We start from the raw sequence: 20,939 nt of genomic DNA, 5'->3' as shown, positions 1-20,939 counted from the left end.
CAGCAATTTATTCGCTATCGCTCCAAGTATCGCGTAAACCAACCGTTTGGTTGAATACTAGCTTGCCTTCTTCGCTATCTTTACTGTCAGCACAAAAATAGCCAATACGTTCAAACTGGTAAGCTTGCTCAGCACTAGCAACAGCCAAACTAGGCTCAACAAAGCCGTGTTTTACCACCAACGACTCTGGGTTTAAGGTGCTAAAAAAGTCTTCTTCCGCACCAGGGTTTGGCACTTGGAACAAACGATCATACAAGCGGAATTCGCACGGCAGTGCGTGAGCGGCAGCTACCCAATGAATCACCCCTTTCACTTTACGACCATCCGCAGGATCTTGACCCAAGGTGTCTGGATCATATGTGCAATAAATGGTCGTAATATTGCCTTCGGCGTCCTTTTCTACGCGCTCTGCTTTAATTACGTAAGCGTTACGCAAACGAACTTCTTTTCCTAATACCAGACGCTTATATTTCTTGTTCGCCTCTTCACGAAAATCTTCGCGCTCAATTAGAATTTCACGTGCAAACGGAACCTGACGCGTCCCCATACTTTCATCATTCGGGTGATTTGGCGCATTCAGTTGTTCTTCGTGAGTTTCTGGGTAGTTTTCAATGACCAAACGAACCGGATCAATCACCGCCATCGCACGTGGTGCATTTTGGTTTAATTCGTCACGAATACAGGCTTCGAGCATGCTCATCTCAACTTGGTTATCCATTTTGGTAACCCCGATGCGATGACAGAACTCGCGAATCGAGCCTGGTGTATAACCACGACGGCGCATGCCGGCAATGGTTGGCATGCGTGGATCGTCCCAGCCGCTTACCTTACCCTCTTCCACCAGTAAGTTCAGCTTACGCTTACTCATCACCGTGTATTGCAGATTTAAGCGCGAAAACTCGATTTGCTGTGGGTGACAATCAATACTGATGTTGTCCAATACCCAATCATACAAACGGCGATTATCTTGGAACTCCAGTGTACATAATGAGTGTGTAATACCTTCGATTGCATCCGAAATACAATGGGTAAAATCGTACATTGGATAAACGCACCACTTGTCACCAGTTTGGTGGTGATGGGCAAAACGCACCCGATAAATTACCGGATCGCGCATACACATAAATGGCGAGCTCATATCAATTTTGGCGCGCAAACACACTTCGCCTTCTTGATATTTACCGGCGGTCATATCGGCAAAAATCTTCAGATTGTCGTCAACGGCAGTGTCGCGATACGGGCTATTGGTACCTGGCTCTTTCAAGGTACCGCGCATTTCTCGCATTTGCTCCTGCGACGAAAAATCACAGTACGCTAAGCCTTTTTCAATCAGTTCAATTGCGTAGCCATGTAAACGGTCAAAATAGTCTGATGAATAGCGTGGCTTACCTTCCCAGGTATAACCGAGCCATTGCACATCGGCCTGAATAGAATTGACGTAATCCACTTTTTCTTTCAGTGGATTAGTATCGTCAAAGCGCAGGTTACAGCTGCCCTGATAATCTTCCGCAATGCCAAAGTTCAACACGATCGATTTAGCATGACCAATGTGAAGGAAACCATTCGGCTCTGGTGGGAAACGCGTGTGGACGCTCTGATGCTTCCCTGAAGCCAGATCTTGGTCAATAATTTGGCGGATAAAATTACTGCGGGGCGCGTTTGCTGCCATATCTGCGGCCATGAATTATTCTACTCCGATGCTAATTCAAAAAAATGAGCGTTATGATCGCAGTTTATCGACACCTACGCAAGACCTATAGAGTGAGGTTAAAGAAACGATAAGCCTGTTTTACCTCAGCTTGAGCCTGTGCCAACGAGATGAGTTGAAAACGCAGTGATGTGCCGGCCGTTGCCTGTGCTAGAGCCATCCGGCCTGACCAACTCACCACACCAATTTTCGGGTAGCCACCCAGTGTTTGGCAGTCGTTTAACATGATGATAGGCTGCCCATCCGGCGGAATTTGAATAGTGCCAAGCGGCAGTGGCTCTGAGATAATCTGTGGCTGCGCCCATAAAATCGGCTCCGACGCCTGCAGTCTCACTCCCATACGATCTTGTTTGGCGGTTACCTGCATGGTTTGTTGCACCAGGAGTTGCCGAGCTCGCGCCTCAAACTGCTCATATTGCGCTGTTGCAATAATAGGTAAACATAACTCTGACGTACTCGAAATACGTGGTACGAATTGATGCTGAGGACGTCGAAACGGAACCACACCACTGGCATTGTATGCGCCGGCATTTAATTCATCTCCGCCACGCAATGGTAAACCGTCACCGTGCAAGCCTCCCAATCCATCGCGCATCACCGTGGCCACTGAGCCAAAGCTTGGTGTGGCCTTAAGTCCCCCTGCTACCGCAAGATAGCTACGCAAGCCTCGCTCTGGTGCATCGATACGCACTGTATCACCGGCTTGTACCGAAAAGACTTCCCACGTTGATATCGGTTGTTGGTTTTTAGTCAGCCGCACCGGTGCACCGCAGACCACCCAAAAGCTGTCAGATAACGCAGTGACGCTCAAACCACCCAGTGTGACCTCTAATTGTGCGGCTGTTGCTTTATTACCTAATAGCTTGTTCGCCCATAGAAATGCACGCTCATCGATTGGCCCGCCGTGCGTGATTCCCTGCGATAAATGCCCAAATCGACCCCAATCCTGCAAGGTTGTCAGTAGCCCGGGCTGTTCGATGCGAAGGGCTGCGTATTGACTACGACCGCTCATGACTGCCCCTCTGTAGAACCCGCAGAACCCTCAAAACGTACGTTGGCAGTTGCTTCTATCTCAATAAAGCGTTGTTTCGAGACAGCGATAAAGCGAATTTGGTCACCGGCTCGTAATTGTAACCCTGACTGCGTGCGCCAGCCTGCTACGCGACCGATAATATTCCAACCGCCAGGTGAAGTACGTGGATAAATTGCGGTTTGTTGATTAGCAATGGCAACACTACCCGCTGGCACTTTGGTACGCGGTGTGTCAACGCGCGGCACCTGCAAGGGCTCTGGAACATCACCAAGATAGGCAAATCCGGGAGCAAAACCAATGGTATAAACATGATACGTTTCTGCGCTGTAACGCTCGATAACTTCGCTTGAACTCAAGCAAGAGTGTTCGCATACACGTTCCATATCCAACGCAAACTCAGCATCGAAACACACAAAAAACTCGTGAATGTTAGCCTGATGCCCATCAACTTTATGCTGTTGTAATTGATTCAACTGGTTCTTGAGCCACTGCTCTACGCGATCAAAATCAGTCGTTTGGATATCATAAACAATCATTAAACTATGGTAAGCAGCGACAACATCGATCAACCAGCTTGGCTGTGCCCGAATGATCATATCGCGCAAAATATGAACCTGGTGATTCAATTGCTTATTAACTTTAGGTTCAAAAACGACCATGGCCGAATCAATACCGGCAACTTCTATCGAAACCTGCATACTAGACGCCATTCAAGGCTTGACGAATGGCAACGACAGTTGCGATAGATTCAGCGTTGTCGCCATGCACACATAGTGTTTGTGGGACAAGCTGCAGCTGCGAACCATCGCTGGCTATGATTGGCTCGCCGTTCGCAAACGCACGTGCTTGCGCCAAAATCGCATTGCGATCCGTTAGCACAGCGTCTGAATATTGGCGCGATCGCAAGGTCCCATCGGCTTCGTAGCGTCTATCTGCAAATGCTTCGAAACAAAGGGTCACTTGCGTTTGCTCCGCAATACGTTGCTGGATTGAGTTATTCGCTGTAGCCAGTGTTAATAAATATAACGATGGTTGCTCGGGATACATCTGGTTTTGTTCAGCAACCACACGACAAACCAGTTCAAACAGTTCTTGATCGCGTTGCATGTCATTATACAAAGCGCCGTGCGGCTTGACGTAACTCAAATCGGCGCCCGCTTGATTACACAAAGCGCGCATGGCGCCAATTTGATAATGCAATATCGCCTTTAGTTCAGCTGGCGGAAAATGCAATGTCCGACGGCCGAAACCGGCCAAGTCAGGGTAAGCTGGATGCGCTCCTATTTCGACCTGATGTTGAAGCGCCAGTTGAATGGTTTGCGCCATAATGGCTGGCCCACCAGCATGAAACCCACAAGCAATATTGGCCATATCAATATGCGGCATAACCGCATCATCATCGCCCATCTGCCATGCGGCAAAACTTTCTCCCATGTCACAATTAAGTTTGATTATCACTGCTTATCAACCGAATCCTCTGACTTTTGACTGCGCGCGCCAGTAAACCGCGCATAACTATAGGCAAATAGATACACGCCGACACCGACACTGGTAATAAATAATGGTGCTAAGGTTAACCCACCAATTTGGTGAGCACCGTACACAGCTGCGGCGCCGGTTAATCCGAGTGTAATCAGTGAGGCTGCTACCAAAGTAATTGGCTCGAGCCACTTCAATAGCACGGTACCGCCTAACAAATTCACTAATGCGCCAAGAATAATCCCCCACGCAATCGGCACCCCTAATTTATACCACCCCAATTGCCAATCAATAATTGCGGCCCACAATTGTTGTTCACTGGCATTATAAAACATCAGACCTACCAAGCCTGCTAAAATCACTAATCGCGTGGTTAATGACATCATTTTTTCCTATATCAGTTGGTCTAGATGAATATCCAGGACAAGATTGCAATAACTGCAGCAACTACCGGAACCCACAAAATAGGTGATTGGTACCACTTTAAAACAGGCCGCTGATAAGGCTCTACTCGTTCTTCGGTAGCAGGTTCTGGCCGTTTTTGGCGAAGTAACCACACCACACCAATCACTAATAATACAACGCCTAATTGACGGTAACTTGACGTTGCCTCTCCGGCTGGTGCTAGTACTGCAAGCAGTATACCAAGAACGATAATTGCGAGTGCGCTAATTCGTGTTGTAGTAGTTGTTTTCATAAGCTTATGTTTGCCCTTTTTGTTTTTCTTTTCGCCAAACTAAGAAGAACCATATCCAACCGACTAATTGCATGATGATACCGACAATGATGGTACTTAAGGTTTGCTCCCAAATACCGCTGAGCATGGCAGCAAAACCTACAACCGCTATGATGAGAGGATAAATCATCGCAATCTCCTTATTTGAACCTACACCTTACTTAAATCTTCAGCATCGTGAAAGGCTTCAATCATTATATTCGACTATTGTCGGGGCGAGTGCCATACTGCCGTGAGAGATTTTTATGCTAGTTTTTATGGGAATACTAACATCAGCCACGAGGCAGCTATGACCCGAGCCGCACAAGAAACGCAACTTGAAACATGCGAATCCGAGCACTTGCAACATGACGCAACAATTTATGCATCGGTACAACGTCAATTAACGCCCTATTTGGCCGTGCACCGGATTTTGCCGCAAAAAGCTATTCGAATGCTTGGACCATGGTGCTTTCTTGATCATTTCGGCCCCGTTGCACCTACCAACTACCGCCAATTCGATGTGCCACCACACCCGCATATTGGTCTGCAAACCATCACTTGGTTGCTATCCGGACAACTATTACACCAAGATAGTTTAGGCTACGAACAACCACTACGCCGTGGTCAACTGAACTTAATGACAGCAGGTCGCGGCATTACCCACGCAGAAGTCGCCGACCATGATCCAGACCAACCGCTACACGGCTTGCAGTTATGGCGTGCGCTACCACCTGAACATGAGCAAACCGAACCGCGTTTTGACCATTATCAAGAAGTTCCAAAGTTTAGTCTGGGCGATTGTACCGCAACGCTAATTTGCGGTAGTTACGCAACGTCACAACGCCGTTGGAATAGTCCTGCTTTAAGCTTTAGCCCAAGTATCGCAATGCTGTTGCAAACACCGCGCACAACGGCCATTGAGCTGCACCTAGAGCGTGACTTTGAGTACGGACTGTATGTGATTAGCGGGCAACTCGAAACACTCGATAAAACCGTGCGCACGCATCAATTATTGAGCCTTGGCAGTAATCGTCAGAAACTTGTTCTCGAGTTTGCGGCAGACACTCAAGTGCTTTTATTGGGTGGTGAGACATTTGAGCAACCGGTAAAAATGTGGTGGAACTTTGTCAGTGCCTCACAGCAACGAGTCGAGCAAGCACAGCAAGATTGGGACGCCAAGCATGAGCGGTTTGGTACGGTTGAACATTATCATGCCAAAAAAGGTTAGTCATGGGACTCGTTCGTTTTGTCAGTAGAGCCACACGTCGACTCGGACTATGGTTTCTCGCTGCGGGAATCACACTTGCGGTGTTGTTTACGGCGGTTCTCATTTATAAACTGACGGTGTTTGAACCGGATCCACCTGTGGTTGCAAATTGCCAGTCGTTACAGCTAATTACAACTACCGATAGCGCCGCCGAAATTCATGTCTATGAGTGTCAGCGTGGCAGTACAAATAACAACTGGCAAAGCTTCGAAGTATGGCTCTATGAACCAAAAGTTAATGAGTGGCTACGTATTGCGACAGCCGAGCAAGGGCCATGTTTAACAGTATCGTGGCAACGCCAAGGTGAATTGATTATCCACCACGGTCACAGCCGCGGCGATCTCAATATTGCGAAAGCCTCGGTGATTTACAATGACGCCAACGGTCGACCTGCAACCATCAGCGTCACGACTCAACGTGAAGAAAAAGAGTGTCCGCTTTAACCAAGCTTCATCACCCATTTCAGTGGTAAGCGCTTCATCAAGAAGCCGATAAATGCCCACGGCCAAGTTGGCACATAAGCTTGCACAGGTTCTTTCTCAATTGCTTGTACGAGCTTCCGGCAACCGGTTTCAGTATCAATCATAAATGGCGTATTTTTAACTTTCTCGTTAATCTCTGAGCGAATATAACCCGGAAGAATGGCACTGACTTTTATTGGCGAGCGTGACTTGATTAAATCGGCTCGGATACCTTCTGTAAGTGCCAGCAATCCAGCCTTTGTTGCCGCATAAACAGTCATTGCGCGCGGCATACCGCGTAGCGCACTAATAGAACTAATAGTGACCAAGTGACCACTATTTTGCTCGCGGAAAATTTCAAGCGCAGCTTCACACTGGGCCAGAGCGGCAACAAAATTGGTTTGAGCGGTTTGCACATTCGCATAAAAATACCCTGTGCCAAGTGATGCACCCTTGCCCATTCCAGCATTAACGATCACTCGGTCTATACTGCCAAACTCTTCTTTGAAGGCTTTAAACACCGCAAACACATCATCGTGCTGGTTCACATCTAAAGCCTTCACACTAACCTTAATTTCTGGGTAGGCTTTCTCTAGTTCTTGCTTTAAGGCATCAAGCCGTTCAGTACGCCGTGCGCACAAAGCCAAATTACGGCCATACTTGGCAAACTCACGCGCCATCCCCTCACCCAAACCTGAGCTAGCACCGGTTATCAAAATTGTTTTGCGCATTAATTATCCTTGTTTTATCAGTTTACGAGCTCGCCAATGCAAGTAATGCACTAAGAACCAGAAGTTTTTGAACGCTGGATTGCGTGTTTGTTTGTGGTGGTAACGAAAATAAATTTGTTGTGCAATCACGCTAAGTCGAAACAAACCAAACACTTCATAAAAGCGAAAATCTTTGACATTAACACCCATTTTTTCACAGTAATATTCAATTACTTGTTGGCGTGTTAGCATGCCCGGCAAATGTGTGGGTTGGCGTCTAGTTGAACGCGCAATTCGATCGTCATCAGCCTGAATCCAGTAAGCTAAACTATTGCCAAGATCCATGAGTGGATTACCTAAAGTGGCCAGCTCCCAATCAAGTACGCCAATAATCTTGGTGGGGTCACTCGTATCTAACACTAAATTATCGAAGCGAAAATCATTGTGTGTCATACAAATCGTTTCATGCGTTGGCATATTCGCATTCAGCCAATGCATAATCTTTTTGCCCGAGGGGACATTCCACGTTTTTGCTTTGGTGTAACGCTCGCTCCAACCGCGAACCTGACGTTCGGTATAACCAGCGCCTTTTGCCAAATCACTCAACCCAGCGGCGTTTATGTCGACTTGATGCAATTCAATGAGAACGTCTAGCGCGTTCAAACAAAGTTGGCGAGTTTGTGCTTCGTTCAGCTCCAGATCCCGTGGCATATTTTTGCGCGGAATGATGCCAGCAACGCGGTCCATGACGTAAAACTCATCCCCTATAATGCTATTGTCGTCGGTGTACAAACGCACCTCAGGAACATAAGAAAACACTGGTTTTAATGCTTTTTGAAGCCGATATTCACGCCCCATATTGTGAGCAGATTTTGCTTTTGTACCTGCCGGTGGGCGGCGCAGAATCAAATCGGCATTATCGAACTGCAAACGATACGTCCAGTTTGATGCGCCACCACTGTATTGAGTGACTCGCATCTCACCGGACAAGTCTGGTAGTTGCATACGTAACCAGTCAGCTAATACTGTTTCAGGTAATTCTTCACCGCTACGTACGGCGCTGGCTTGGTCTTCAAGTTTATCGCTATGCACCTACGCCTCCCGATATTTCGCTAATTCAACTTTAGCGATAGTTGTTCGATGCACAGCATCGGGACCATCAGCAATACGCAACGCACGTGCCATCGCGAATAACGCGGTTAACGGTGTATCGTGGCTCATGCCGGCGCCACCATAAATTTGTATGGCCTCGTCAACAACCTGCTGGAGTACATTTGGCGCAGCCACTTTTATCGCAGAAATCTCTGCGAGTGCTTTCATGGCGCCAACTTGATCAATCTTCCATGCGGCATAAAAGGTTAATAGCCGAGCTTGATCGATCGCGATGCGCATATCTGCAACGCGCTCGAGATTGCCATTTAACTGTAACAGCGGCTTGCCAAAGCCAATGCGCTCCTGTCCACGCCGAATAAACAACTGTAACGCTTTCTCTGCTGCTCCTAACGCACGCATGCAGTGGTGAATACGACCCGGCCCAAGTCGCCCTTGCGCAATCTTGAAGCCATCGCCAAGTTCACCAATCACGTTTTCTTTAGGTACCCGCACATTATCAAACAGCACTTCACCGTGACCATAGGGTGCGTCGTACTCACCAAATGCCGGCAACATACGCTCAACGGTTACCCCGGCGCTATCCAATGGCACCAATATCATTGAATGTCGTTGATGCTTTGGCGCATCCGCATCGGTTAAACCCATGACAATGGCAAATTTAGCCTGTGGATGTCCAAGTCCGGTAGACCACCATTTGCGACCGTTGATAACCACATCATCGCCATCAGCCACAATACTCGCCTGCATATTGGTCGCATCTGACGAGGCCACATCAGGTTCGGTCATGCAAAATACGGAACGAATTTCGCCGTTCAACAAGGGGGTTAACCACCGTTGCTGTTGTGCTTCGCTACCGAAGTGATAGAGCACTTCCATATTGCCGGTATCAGGCGCGTTGCAGTTGAAAACTTCGGGAGCTAATAGACTGTGTCCCATAACTTCGGCCAAGGGTGCGTACTCAAGCGTAGTTAATCCAGCGCCTAATTTTTCATCAGGTAGAAATAGGTTCCACAATCCTGCTTGCTTAGCTTTCGCTTTTAATTCCCTAACGATTGGCGCCACCTGCCAATGGCGCCAGTTTGAATCAGGGTTAAGGCGACGATTTTCTTTATGATAATTGGCTTCGATGGGTTCTATATGCTCTTGCATAAACGCTATCAAACGCTTGCGATACTCAAGAGTCTTTTTGCTTGGCGTAAAGTCCATAGGGCTACCCTGCTGTCCAGAAAATTCATTATTATTTAAACGACTGTTTGAATGATTGTAGTGAGTCAGCGAAAAATTAAAAGTCTTTATGTCGTGTTTAATGATCGTTGTGCCGTAGCCGGTAGCCGCTCTGCCAGAAAATCAATAAATACGCGTACAGCTGGTAATAGTCCGCGTCGGTATGGATAAACCATGTGCATGATGCCCACTGGTAGTGACCAGTCCGGCAATATCGGCTCAAGCAAGCCATCTTGCACCGCTTGTTCACCTAAATAGTTCGGTAATGACACAATACCCAACCCTTCAATAGCTGCTTCGCGCAGTACAATCATGTCATCAGTAATTAGCCGCGGGCGGAAACTGACAGTCAACTTCTCGCCACTTTGAGCGGTTAAATCATAACGATAACGGCCACTGGTATAGTGCAAACTCAAATGCGGATAATGAACAAGGTCAAGAGGATGCCGCAATGGTTTATCGATGCGCGCAACATCACCGCGATTAGGGCTACGAAACAGTGTACTCGGGGAATCGGCAAGAGGCCTTGCAATAAGTGACGAATCCTCTATGAATGGGCGTACTCGCAATGCCACATCAACTCCTTCATCGATCAGGTTAACTGGCCGATTAGTTACCATCAGATTAATACGAACTTCTGGATACAATGCTAAAAACTCAGGCAATAGCGTAACTAACATACTTTGGCTGATGGCATAGGGTGAGCTGACATGGATTTCACCGCGCGGTGTTTCTTGCACCATCTGTGTCACTTGCTGGGCTGCTTCAGCTGCCGCCACGAGTGTTTCGCAATGTACCAAAAATGCTTGGCCAATCTCCGTTAACTTGAGACCTCGCGTGCTGCGGTGTAATAGTCGAACGCCCTGTTCCTCTTCCAATTCAGTAAGGCGCCGGCTGACTGTTGATTTCGGCATATTGAGCTCGCGTGCGCCGGCACTAATACTGCCAGTTGCCACTACGCGCGCAAAAATAAGGTAGTTCGTTAAATCAGGTATCGCCATTGTATTGCTGCCCCAAGCAAGTGTTCCATTTATGGAACGATAATTCCCAATATAGCTAACTACCATCATAAATGGAACATCATTAAACTAGCGTCATTGAATAAAAACCACAGCGCACATGATTAGAGAGGTTTCTATGAAAATTTTACATATTGATTCAGGTATTTTTGTTGAGCAATCTGTTAGCCGTAAAATTAGTCGCGATATCGTGACGCATCTAACAGCACAACAACCAGCAGAAGTCGTCCATCGCGATGTCGTCTTGAATCCGATTCCACATTTGGATGCCGAAACATTACTGGCAACTGAAAACCCGCTGAGTGACGAATTGATTGCCGAATTGCAGGCCGCCGATGTGTTAGTGATTGGTGCCCCGATGTATAACTTTACGATTCCGACGCAATTGAAAGCGTGGTTGGATCGCGTATTGAAAGCCGGTGTCACCTTCAAATATACCGAGCAAGGTCCTGAAGGTCTGCTCAAGGGCAAAACGGCATATATTGCCTCTGGTCGTGGCGGTATCTACAGCAAAGGCGACGCGGCGGCACTTGACCATCAAGAGAGCTATCTACGCAATGCATTAGCTTTCATTGGTATTACCGATGTGCACGTGGTTCGTGCAGAGGGTGTTAACTTAGGCGACGAGCCCCGCCAACAAGCATTAGCAGCTGCTGAAGAAGCGGTAGCGGAACTGTAATTAAGATTTGAGTGACGGTTCGACGACCTCCCCCGATTGGTCGTGATTAGCGCACCACCCTTGGTGCGCTTTTTTTTACTTCTCCATTACTCGTCGTATGCCAAGTAACGAAGCACGGCGGCTTGCTGAGCAATCGTTTCTTGTCGTAATGCTGATTCATACAAGGTTATCCATGCGGTACACAGCAGTTTGGGTTGTGCGCGATACGACTCTGAATCAGCGATAATGTTTCGATAATTCGGATTATCGCGCGAGATATTGTCTAACATATTATTCGCTAACACCGGCGTACTGCCAAACACCGCTTTATAATCGGCTTGTAAATCAGTGGTTTCAATAACCTGCTCAATAGCGCGACGATGGGTTGCGTATAAATTTGTAGGTAATACGGTTTCCAACGCTAAGGCAGAATCAAACCATTCTGGAAATAAATACTGAACGCATTGCTGTGAATTAGTGAAGTTTAAATAATTAAGATTATCCACCACGCTTTGCCAATATCTAACTAATGCATCATCCGGCGCTTGCTGCAAATGTTCAGGTTGCCACGATTTCTGTAGTTGTGGCGTCGCATTACTACTTGCAAATCGTTCGCTCTCAACAATCTCATCAACAACTCGCGATGCTATCAACTCGATGTGTCCGGGATACCACATACTCGCGCCATCCACCCCAACCGCATGACGAATAAATTGCTCAGAAACCCCATGGCGACGATAAATACGTTTAAATTCATCATTTAATTGAGCGAGGTTTTCACTCGACTGGGTAGGTAGCGAAGCGCTATGGAATCCCAAGATGCCCCGTTTGCTTAAATAACGTTTATTCCCGCCCATGAATGCCAACGTACAAGCACTTGAGCATTCACTCGCCACATAGGTATCGAATTGTTGCTGTTGAATAAACTCGTATAACTTGACCGCTTCACTGACTCGGCCACCTTTTGAATTTAAATGAATGACCTGTACCGACGGATACTGCTTCACAACTTCACGAACACTCTCAGTGGTACCAAACGGCATGCTTCCAATGAGTTCGAGTTCGGTGCCTTGATTCAGCACTCGCAACTCAAAATCCCCAACCATATCGCCATTCGACATTAAATCGACCCCCTCTTTAAACTGCGGGATCCCGATTGCGGTGAAATCTAATACAGCGCGGATAGCTGCAAGAACCACCATGACTTTGGCTGTATTAGCCCAAAGCAGTCGACCGCCTTCTGAAGTATGGTATTTTGCCGAACGCCAAATTCCCACGAGCTGCCAAATGGTTAGCGGCACAATGAGACTGCAAAGAAGAACCAGAATTGACCCAAACAGGCTTGAGCTTACGGCATAGGAACTGACAAACTCATTGGTTATTGCGACACCAATCGACACCGCAACCGTCAGCCCGACGCCAATAATCCAGTAAGCGAAGCCAAGGGAATAATCGCCACGCCAGTGCTTAAGAATGATATTTTTCAGGGCAACGAGCATTATTTAGCGAGTTCCTTGAGCTACTTGATGCATTCAAAAACGTGAATCGTTTTCACACGGAATACCATTATTATTGTCATCTAGATAAGTGCCTGGGCAGAACTCTAAAAAGAACTCAGCTTCTGCGCGAGATTTCATTTGCGCACAATATACGCGACCATCACAGTGAAACTCAGGTTTCTTTTGAACCACCGTACCTTTTACCGACTGTACAAAATAGCTCAAGAGCCCACTGCGGTTTTCCGGCGTAGGTTTTTGTTCTTCGAAGTAATTCCAAATAGCAAGAATTAGCGCACAAATTAATATTATTTTTTTCATGAGGCGTTCCCCATTAACAACAGGGTTAATAACAATCACACCACATTTGTTATGGATTTATCTTAGACAATAAATTCATATATTACAATTTTATAAAAATAATACCCATTTTTTAATATTTAACGGCGCTCTTATATCATTAGGTAAAGCTTCAAGTGCGGAATTTAAGGACGTTAATGAGAATGCCGCCAATAATTAATAATGCGGCAATTAAAAGTCTTGATGTAATCGTCTCATCGGCGACGATAATTCCACCAACCGTTGCGATTAGCGGAACACTCAGCTGCCCGATTGCTGCAGTGCTCACATGAAGACGTGGTAGCACCAAATACCAAACGGCATAGCCTAAACCCGACGTCACCGCACCAGACAACAGTGCAAGTCCGACACCTTTGCTTGTCACATGTAGATCGGGTAGAAACCACATCAAGGCAACGGTAACCACGACTATCGCGCGATTAAAGTTATAGGTTGTATCGATTAATGGGGTGGCACTGCCGCGACCATGAATTGAATAAAAACCCCACGCAGTGCCAGCAATAATCATTAGCACTACCGATAACCATGATTCCGGCAGTTGCAAACTCGGTGCTACTAAGTAAGCCAGCCCAGCAAACGCAATGGCACTGCCCAGCCACTCTCGAACGCGCACAGAGGCGCCCTGTACGAGATTAATACCAAACATTGATAACTGTACTGCGGCAAATAAAACTAATGCGCCAAAACCTGTTTCAAGCACGACATAAGCGAACGAAAATGCAATTGCGTATATCGACAAGGTTAGTGCGCCCCACCAATTACCCTTTCTTGTTTGCAACGCCTTAGCAGATGATGATCGGTCTACAATTGCTACCAGCAACCATAGCGCTAGCGCACCACTAACAATGCGTAACCAAATAAATGATGCGGGATCAATACTATTATCTAGCAAAGCGTAACGAGCAATAATCGAGTTACCCGCAAATGCTAGCAGGGCAACAAGAAAGAGCATGGTTGTTTTCATTGTTTGCGCTCAATTTTCAAAGTCGATTGTTAAAAACAAAAAAGCCGCTCAATTGAGCGGCTTTTAGCATGACTGAACTGGAAGTAATTACCAACCAGTTTTTTCGCGCAATGCTTTACCGATGTCGGCCAAGCTACGTACGGTTTTAACACCAGCAGCTTCAAGCGCAGCGAATTTTTCGTCTGCAGTACCTTTACCACCAGAGATAATTGCACCAGCATGTCCCATGCGCTTACCTGGAGGAGCAGTAACACCAGCAATGTAAGAAACAACTGGCTTAGTAACATTGTGCTTGATGTATTCCGCAGCTTCTTCTTCTGCAGTACCGCCAATCTCACCAATCATAACGATTGCTTCAGTCGCAGGATCTTTCTCGAACATTTCAAGAATATCGATGAAGTTTGAACCAGGAATTGGGTCACCACCGATACCAACACAGGTCGATTGACCGAAACCTTCGTCAGTCGTTTGCTTCACTGCTTCATAAGTCAACGTACCAGAGCGCGATACGATACCTACTTTACCGGCCTTGTGGATATGGCCAGGCATGATGCCGATCTTACACTGATCAGGAGTGATAACGCCTGGGCAGTTAGGACCAATCATACGCACGCCTTTGTGCGTCAAGTATTCTTTCACGTAAAGCATATCCAGTGTTGGGATACCTTCAGTGATACAAACGATCAGCTCGATACCTGCGTCTGCAGCTTCAATAATTGAATCTTTACAGAATGGTGCTGGTACATAGATAACAGATGCTGTTGCACCAGTTGCTTCTACCGCTTCACGTACAGTATTGAACACTGGTAAACCAAGGTGCGTTTGACCGCCTTTACCTGGAGTTACACCGCCAACCATTTGCGTACCGTAAGCAATTGCTTGCTCAGAGTGGAAAGTACCCTGACCACCAGTGAAACCCTGGCAGATAACTTTGGTGTTTTTATCGATCAAGATAGACATTATTGACCTCCTGCCGCAGCAACCACTTTATCAGCAGCATCAGACAAGCTCTCTGCTGCGATGATGTTCAGGCCACTTTCTGCTAATTTTTGACGACCTAGTTCTGCGTTGTTACCTTCAAGACGAACAACAACTGGAACTTTCACGCCAACTTCTTCAACTGCGCCCATGATGCCTTCAGCAATCATGTCACAACGAACGATACCGCCGAAAATGTTAACCAATACGGCTTTAACAGCGCTATCAGACAGGATAATTTTGAATGCTTCGGTTACGCGCTCTTTGGTTGCGCCGCCACCAACATCCAAGAAGTTTGCAGGTTGGCCACCAGCAAGCTTAACGATGTCCATGGTACCCATTGCCAAACCAGCACCGTTAACCATACAACCGATGTTACCGTCTAGGGCAACGTAGTTCAGTTCCCACTTAGCCGCTTGTGCTTCGCGCTCGTCTTCTTGTGACGGGTCGTGCATTTCGCGGATTTTAGGCTGACGATACAGTGCGTTGCTGTCGATATTGATTTTACCGTCTAAGCAGTGCAGATTGCCTTGCTCAGTGATAACCAACGGGTTGATTTCCAACAAAGCGAAATCATACTGCTCGAACATTTTTGCTAGGCCCAAGAAGATTTTAGTGAACTGCTTCACTTGCTCTGGGTTTAGGCCTAATTTGAAGCCAAGCTCACGACCTTGGTATGGCTGTGCGCCAACAGTTGGGTCAATCACCGCTTTCAAGATTTTTTCTGGCGTTTCTTCAGCAACTTTCTCGATTTCAACACCACCTTCGGTTGACGCCATGAACACGATTTTACGTGTCGCACGGTCAACAACTGCGCCTAAGTACAGTTCTGAAGCGATATCAGTCAAGCTCTCTACCAAGATTTTAGCAACCGGCTGACCGTTTGCGTCTGTTTGGTAAGTCACTAAGTTTTTACCTAACCAGTTGCTCGCAAATGCGTGCACTTCGTCAAGGCTAGATACTAATTTAACACCGCCGGCTTTACCGCGGCCGCCTGCGTGTACTTGAGCTTTAACAACCCAACGATCACCGCCGATTTTTTTGGCAGCTTCAACGGCTTCGTCTGCAGTGTCTACTGCAAAGCCTTCAGATACTGGCAAACCAAACTCTTTGAAGAGTTGTTTAGCCTGATACTCATGCAAGTTCATGATGATCTTCCGATTCGTTTGAACAACAAAAGCAGCGTCATGCTGCTTACCCGAAAATTCGCGCGTATTTTACAGTTTCGCGCGGAAAAAATACAGCCGCTGTTCGAATTGACATGCAATTGCAACACAGCGGCTGTGTATTATGTTATAGGTCCAACAACAAACGCTGTGGATCTTCTAACAAATCTTTGATGGTCACTAAGAAACCAACAGATTCTTTACCGTCAATGATGCGGTGGTCATAAGACAATGCCAAATACATCATCGGTAAAATTTCCACTTTACCGTCAACCGCCATCGGGCGATCTTGAATTTTGTGCATGCCCAAGATTGCGCTTTGCGGTGGGTTGAGAATTGGCGTCGACAACAGTGAACCGAATACACCACCGTTGGTAATGGTGAAGTTTCCGCCTTGCATATCTTCCATAGTCAACTTGCCATCACGACCTTTGATTGCGAGGTCACGAATACCATTTTCGATTTCTGCAATGCTCATCTTATCGGTGTCACGTAATACCGGCGTTACCAGACCACGTGGCGTTGACACTGCGATACTGATATCAAAGTAGTTGTGGTAAACAATATCGTCGCCGTCAATTGACGCGTTCACTTCAGGGAAACGCTTGAGCGCTTCGGTTACAGCTTTCACGTAAAAGCCCATGAAACCTAAACGTGTATCATGACGTTTTTCGAATTCGTCTTTGTACTTCGAACGCAAGTCCATGATTGGCTTCATGTTCACTTCGTTAAAAGTCGTCAACATTGCAGTTGCGTTTTTCGCTTCAAGCAAACGCTTCGCAATTGTTTTACGTAAACGAGTCATTGGCACACGTTTCTGGTCACGGTCACCAGCTACTGGTGCGGGAGCACTAGCAGTCTTAGCCGGCTCAGATTTCTTCGACGCACCGTCTTTCAGATGCTTCTCAACATCTTCTTTCGTGACACGGCCACCTTTACCAGTGCCTTTGACGTCAGACACTTTCAGGTTATTTTCAGCCAACATACGGCGTACCGCAGGGCCTGCAACTTCGCTATCACCGTCATCAGCAGATTCTTCTTTACTAGCATTTGAAGATTCTTTGGCTGAATCACTTGAATCTGCTGAAGCACCGGCTTCAACAATGCCGATGACGTCATCAGCACCAACAGTTGCGCCTTCTTCTTGCTTAATCTCAGCTAACACACCGTCTGCCGGAGCAACAACTTCAAGAACAACTTTATCCGTTTCGATATCGACCAAGTTTTGGTCGCGAGTCACGGCTTCACCTGCTTTCACGTGCCAAGTCGCAATCGTTGCGTCAGCGACAGATTCCGGTAACTGAGGAACTTTAACTTCAAGCTTTTCGCCTGAACCAGAAGCTTTCTTCTCAGCTGGCTTATCCGCTTTTTTCTCTGCTTTTTTGTCATCGGCCTTGGTTTCAGATTTTTCAGCTGCTGCGCCGTCACCTTCTTCAAGCTTACCAATAACTTCTTCAGCACCAACAGTAGCGCCTTCTTCAGCAATGATTTCACCGATTACGCCATCAGCAGGTGCAACCACTTCCAACACCACTTTGTCGGTTTCGATATCGACCAGATTCTGATCGCGCGATACTTTGTCACCTGGCTTCACGTGCCAAGTAGCAACTGTTGCGTCAGCAACAGATTCAGGGAGTTGTGGAACTTTAATATCAATAGCCATGGTCAATTGTCACCTATTTAATGGTTAGCGCGTCATCGACTAATTTTTGTTGCTGTTTGTTATGCTCAGACAAATAACCTACTGCTGGTGCAGCCGAAGCTTCGCGACCTGCGTAAGTTAATTCTGCGCCCTTCGGAATTGCCGCACGGAAGTTGTGCTGACTGCTATACCAAGCACCTTGGTTTTGCGGTTCTTCCTGACACCAAACAAAATCTTTCACATGCTGATAATCTTTCATGATTTCAGCGACTTCTTCAGCAGGGAACGGATACAATTGTTCGATACGAATAATTGCAACGTCTTCTTGCTCACGCTTGCGGCGCTCTTGGAGTAAATCGAAGTAGACTTTACCCGAACAGATTACCACGCGTTTTACTTTTTTCGGTGTCAAAGAATCGATTTCACCAATCGCATTCTGGAAAACACCTGTTGTTAATTCATCTAACTCAGATACCGCTAACGGATGACGAAGCAATGATTTTGGCGTCATCACAATCAACGGACGGCGAACCGGACGTAAATGCTGGCGACGAATCATATGAAACACCTGAGCTGGTGTAGTAGGTACGCACACTGACCAGTTATGGTCTGCAGACAACTGTAAGAAGCGCTCAAGACGCGCCGAGCTGTGCTCCGGGCCTTGACCTTCATAGCCGTGTGGCAGCAACAACGTCAGACCACACAAACGACCCCACTTCTGCTCACCTGAGCTCAAGAACTGGTCAATAACGACCTGTGCTCCGTTGGCGAAATCACCAAACTGCGCTTCCCACATCACCATTGATTTTGGCTCTGCGGTTGCGTAGCCGTATTCAAAAGCAACTACGGCTGCCTCTGATAGTACTGAGTCATAAATTTCAATTTGGCCTTGGCCGTCACGAATATTGTTCAGTGGCATGTAGGTGCTTGCATCTTTTTGATTATGCAATACCGCATGACGATGGAAGAACGTACCACGACCGCTGTCTTGACCAGTTAGACGAATATGCACGCCTTCGTCAACTAAACTTGCATACGCAAGATTCTCGGCAAAGCCCCAGTCAGCTGGTTTTTCACCTTTCGCCATTTTCATGCGTTCTTCGTAAACTTTCTGCACGCGCGAATGCAACTTATGCTCTTTCGGCACAGTGCTCATCGCTTTACCAAGCTTTTCAACTTGTTGCTTACTCATTTTCGCGTCGTATTCAACATCCCATTCTTGGCCTATATACGGAGACCAATCTGATGAGTGGCTCTTCATTTCACGCCATTCGTCGACGACAATTTCGCCTTTATCCAGCGCATCACGATAATCGCTAACCAGACTTTCACTCGTATCGCCATTAATAACGCCAGACTTTTCAAGACGCTCTGCATAGATAGCGCGAGCAACAGGATGCTTTTTCACCTTCGTATACATCACTGGCTGTGTTGCACTTGGCTCGTCTGCTTCGTTATGACCGTGACGACGATAACAAACCAAGTCAATCATCACATCACGTTTAAACGTGTTACGGAAGTCAAGCGCAAGCTGAGTCACAAACACAACGGCTTCTGGGTCATCGGCATTCACATGGAAAATCGGAGCCTGAACCATTTTTGCAATATCAGTACAATATTGCGTTGAACGAGTATCTTCACGTTTTGACGTGGTAAAGCCAACTTGGTTGTTCACCACGATACGAATTGAACCACCCACTTGATACGCACGAGTTTGCGACATGTTGAAGGTTTCTTGCACGATACCTTGACCCGCAATCGCCGAATCCCCGTGAATGGTTATTGGTAATACTTTCGCACCCGTTTTATCACCCAAACGATCCATACGCGCTCGCACTGAGCCCATAACCACTGGGTTAACGATTTCAAGGTGTGAAGGGTTAAATGCCAAGGCAAGGTGAACATCGCCACCTGGTGTTGCAAAATCAGACGAGAAGCCCGAGTGATACTTCACATCACCTGAGCCCTTGTTATTCGAATGCTTACCAGCAAATTCATCAAACAAATCTTGTGGCTTTTTACCGAGAACGTTTACGAGCACGTTCAAACGGCCACGGTGTGCCATACCAATAACGACTTCTTTACTGCCTTGCTCACCAGCGCGGCTGATCAGCGCTTTCAGCATTGGAATGAGGCTATCGCCACCTTCTAGTGAGAAGCGTTTCGCACCCGGGAATTTTGAGCCGAGATATTTCTCGAGGCCATCGGCTGCGACAAGCTCTTTTAGAATGCGTTGTTGCTGCTCTTTAGCAAACTCTGGACGACCACGAACGCCTTCAAGACGTTGCTGAATCCAGCGTTTCTCTTCAGTCGAGACAATATGCATGTACTCGGCACCAATTGAGCCACAGTAGATATTGTTTAAGACCTCATAGATTTCGCCCAGCTTCATGGTCTCTTGACCAACAGCTAACGAACCCACGTTAAATTCTTTATCGAAATCATCTTTCGATAGATCGTGGTGTTCTAGCGCTAGGTCTGCAACTGACTCTTGCTTCCATAAATCGAGTGGATCAAGGTTCGCGTGCTGATGACCGCGGAAACGATAAGCGTTGATCAACTGCAAGACTTTAACTTGCTTCTGATCGGGAGCGCCCGCTGTCACCGTGCCGGCTTGCTTGAGCTTATTTTTCGCAAGCGAACGGAATTGTTCACGAACCGCACTATGCTTTGTATCAACACCTGCGCCTTCACGCGGCAATTGATCAAAGAATTTGCGCCACTCATCACTAACCGCCGTCGGATCGTCGAGATACAACTCGAACAACTCCTCGACATAGGCCATATTACCACCAGCCAGGTGGGAGGATTCTAGCCAGGCCTGCATTACGCCATCTTGCATCGCTGTTCCTTCACACTCGTTTTATAAAAAAATAGCCACCCAAGCTGGATGGCTATTTCGATACAGCTCGGCCACTACTATAGCAAATCTGCGCAATTAAA

The 20,939-nt window shown here is 47.0% G+C and carries 21 protein-coding genes; 3 read left to right on the top strand and 18 right to left on the bottom strand.

Annotated elements, in window-relative coordinates:
* Window positions 1–7: 7 nt before the first annotated feature.
* From glnS to BM292_RS11730, 7 genes are all read right to left on the bottom strand, one after another.
* The gene (glnS, locus tag BM292_RS01355) at window positions 8–1,669 is read right to left on the bottom strand and encodes a glutamine--tRNA ligase (protein WP_092856825.1); all 1,662 of its coding nucleotides are present in this window, start codon (window positions 1,667–1,669) and stop codon (window positions 8–10) included.
* An 85-nt stretch (window positions 1,670–1,754) separates the two neighbouring features.
* The gene (locus BM292_RS01350) at window positions 1,755–2,720 is read right to left on the bottom strand and encodes a 5-oxoprolinase subunit C family protein (protein ID WP_092854548.1); all 966 of its coding nucleotides are present in this window, start codon (window positions 2,718–2,720) and stop codon (window positions 1,755–1,757) included.
* On the bottom strand, window positions 2,717–3,439 hold the full coding sequence (locus BM292_RS01345) for a 5-oxoprolinase subunit B family protein (RefSeq protein WP_165383894.1): 723 nt from the start codon (window positions 3,437–3,439) through the stop codon (window positions 2,717–2,719). Before BM292_RS01345 ends, BM292_RS01350 begins: the two co-directional genes overlap by 4 nt.
* Before the next feature lies 1 nt (window position 3,440).
* Window positions 3,441–4,199, bottom strand: a complete 759-nt coding sequence (locus BM292_RS01340; RefSeq protein WP_342742007.1) for a 5-oxoprolinase subunit PxpA — start codon at window positions 4,197–4,199, stop codon at window positions 3,441–3,443.
* Complete coding sequence (locus BM292_RS01335; RefSeq protein WP_233340210.1) at window positions 4,196–4,606, bottom strand: hypothetical protein; 411 nt, start codon at window positions 4,604–4,606, stop codon at window positions 4,196–4,198. The genes BM292_RS01340 and BM292_RS01335 overlap by 4 nt, the downstream gene beginning before the upstream one ends.
* A 20-nt stretch (window positions 4,607–4,626) precedes the next feature.
* Window positions 4,627–4,917, bottom strand: a complete 291-nt coding sequence (locus tag BM292_RS01330) for a hypothetical protein (protein ID WP_092854539.1) — start codon at window positions 4,915–4,917, stop codon at window positions 4,627–4,629.
* A gap of 4 nt (window positions 4,918–4,921) precedes the next feature.
* Window positions 4,922–5,086 carry a hypothetical protein gene (locus BM292_RS11730; RefSeq protein WP_177203770.1) on the bottom strand — a complete coding sequence of 55 codons (165 nt, stop codon included), beginning with the start codon at window positions 5,084–5,086 and terminating at the stop codon, window positions 4,922–4,924.
* Window positions 5,087–5,245: 159 nt separating this feature from the next.
* On the opposite strand from BM292_RS11730, the gene BM292_RS01325 reads away from it, so the two are divergent.
* Both BM292_RS01325 and BM292_RS01320 read left to right on the top strand, forming a co-directional pair.
* On the top strand, window positions 5,246–6,166 hold the full coding sequence (locus BM292_RS01325; protein ID WP_092854537.1) for a pirin family protein: 921 nt from the start codon (window positions 5,246–5,248) through the stop codon (window positions 6,164–6,166).
* 2 nt (window positions 6,167–6,168) lie between these two features.
* Window positions 6,169–6,648 carry a hypothetical protein gene (locus BM292_RS01320; RefSeq protein ID WP_092854535.1) on the top strand — a complete coding sequence of 160 codons (480 nt, stop codon included), beginning with the start codon at window positions 6,169–6,171 and terminating at the stop codon, window positions 6,646–6,648.
* Here BM292_RS01320 and BM292_RS01315 read toward each other — a convergent pair.
* From BM292_RS01315 to BM292_RS01300, 4 genes are all read right to left on the bottom strand, one after another.
* On the bottom strand, window positions 6,645–7,397 hold the full coding sequence (locus tag BM292_RS01315) for an SDR family oxidoreductase (protein ID WP_092854533.1): 753 nt from the start codon (window positions 7,395–7,397) through the stop codon (window positions 6,645–6,647). The two genes, BM292_RS01320 and BM292_RS01315, sit on opposite strands and share 4 nt — an antisense overlap.
* A gap of 3 nt (window positions 7,398–7,400) precedes the next feature.
* A complete protein-coding gene (locus tag BM292_RS01310) occupies window positions 7,401–8,468 on the bottom strand; it encodes a phosphotransferase family protein (RefSeq protein WP_245751789.1) in 1,068 nt (355 codons plus the stop codon).
* On the bottom strand, window positions 8,469–9,695 hold the full coding sequence (locus tag BM292_RS01305; RefSeq protein WP_092854531.1) for an acyl-CoA dehydrogenase family protein: 1,227 nt from the start codon (window positions 9,693–9,695) through the stop codon (window positions 8,469–8,471).
* 86 nt (window positions 9,696–9,781) lie between these two features.
* Window positions 9,782–10,714, bottom strand: coding sequence for a LysR family transcriptional regulator (locus BM292_RS01300; protein ID WP_092854529.1), 933 nt, complete (start codon window positions 10,712–10,714; stop codon window positions 9,782–9,784).
* Window positions 10,715–10,850: 136 nt separating this feature from the next.
* Between BM292_RS01300 and BM292_RS01295 the strand changes: the two genes are divergently transcribed.
* Window positions 10,851–11,411 carry an FMN-dependent NADH-azoreductase gene (locus BM292_RS01295; protein WP_092854527.1) on the top strand — a complete coding sequence of 187 codons (561 nt, stop codon included), beginning with the start codon at window positions 10,851–10,853 and terminating at the stop codon, window positions 11,409–11,411.
* 86 nt (window positions 11,412–11,497) lie between these two features.
* On the opposite strand, the gene BM292_RS01290 is transcribed toward BM292_RS01295, so the two are convergent.
* The 7 genes from BM292_RS01290 to sucA all read right to left on the bottom strand — a co-directional run bounded on the left by BM292_RS01290 (window position 11,498) and on the right by sucA (window position 20,838).
* A complete protein-coding gene (locus tag BM292_RS01290; protein ID WP_092854525.1) occupies window positions 11,498–12,889 on the bottom strand; it encodes a COG3904 family protein in 1,392 nt (463 codons plus the stop codon).
* Window positions 12,890–12,922: 33 nt separating this feature from the next.
* Complete coding sequence (locus BM292_RS01285; RefSeq protein WP_092854523.1) at window positions 12,923–13,207, bottom strand: excalibur calcium-binding domain-containing protein; 285 nt, start codon at window positions 13,205–13,207, stop codon at window positions 12,923–12,925.
* A 151-nt stretch (window positions 13,208–13,358) separates the two neighbouring features.
* Window positions 13,359–14,210, bottom strand: coding sequence for a DMT family transporter (locus BM292_RS01280; protein ID WP_092854521.1), 852 nt, complete (start codon window positions 14,208–14,210; stop codon window positions 13,359–13,361).
* A gap of 87 nt (window positions 14,211–14,297) precedes the next feature.
* A complete protein-coding gene (sucD, locus tag BM292_RS01275) occupies window positions 14,298–15,170 on the bottom strand; it encodes a succinate--CoA ligase subunit alpha (RefSeq protein ID WP_092854519.1) in 873 nt (290 codons plus the stop codon).
* Window positions 15,170–16,336, bottom strand: a complete 1,167-nt coding sequence (sucC, locus tag BM292_RS01270) for an ADP-forming succinate--CoA ligase subunit beta (protein ID WP_092854517.1) — start codon at window positions 16,334–16,336, stop codon at window positions 15,170–15,172. Before sucC ends, sucD begins: the two co-directional genes overlap by 1 nt.
* A gap of 145 nt (window positions 16,337–16,481) precedes the next feature.
* On the bottom strand, window positions 16,482–18,017 hold the full coding sequence (gene odhB / locus BM292_RS01265) for a 2-oxoglutarate dehydrogenase complex dihydrolipoyllysine-residue succinyltransferase (RefSeq protein ID WP_092854515.1): 1,536 nt from the start codon (window positions 18,015–18,017) through the stop codon (window positions 16,482–16,484).
* A gap of 13 nt (window positions 18,018–18,030) precedes the next feature.
* Window positions 18,031–20,838: a 2-oxoglutarate dehydrogenase E1 component gene (gene sucA, locus BM292_RS01260; RefSeq protein WP_092854512.1), complete on the bottom strand. Its 2,808-nt coding sequence runs from the start codon at window positions 20,836–20,838 to the stop codon at window positions 18,031–18,033.
* Window positions 20,839–20,939: the final 101 nt, after the last annotated feature.

The sequence above is a fragment of the Pseudidiomarina tainanensis genome, assembly GCF_900115255.1.
In the GTDB taxonomy this organism is placed as follows: domain Bacteria; phylum Pseudomonadota; class Gammaproteobacteria; order Enterobacterales; family Alteromonadaceae; genus Pseudidiomarina; species Pseudidiomarina tainanensis.
Note: the sequence above shows the minus strand (reverse complement) of the source record. Positions and strands in the feature narration are given on the sequence as shown.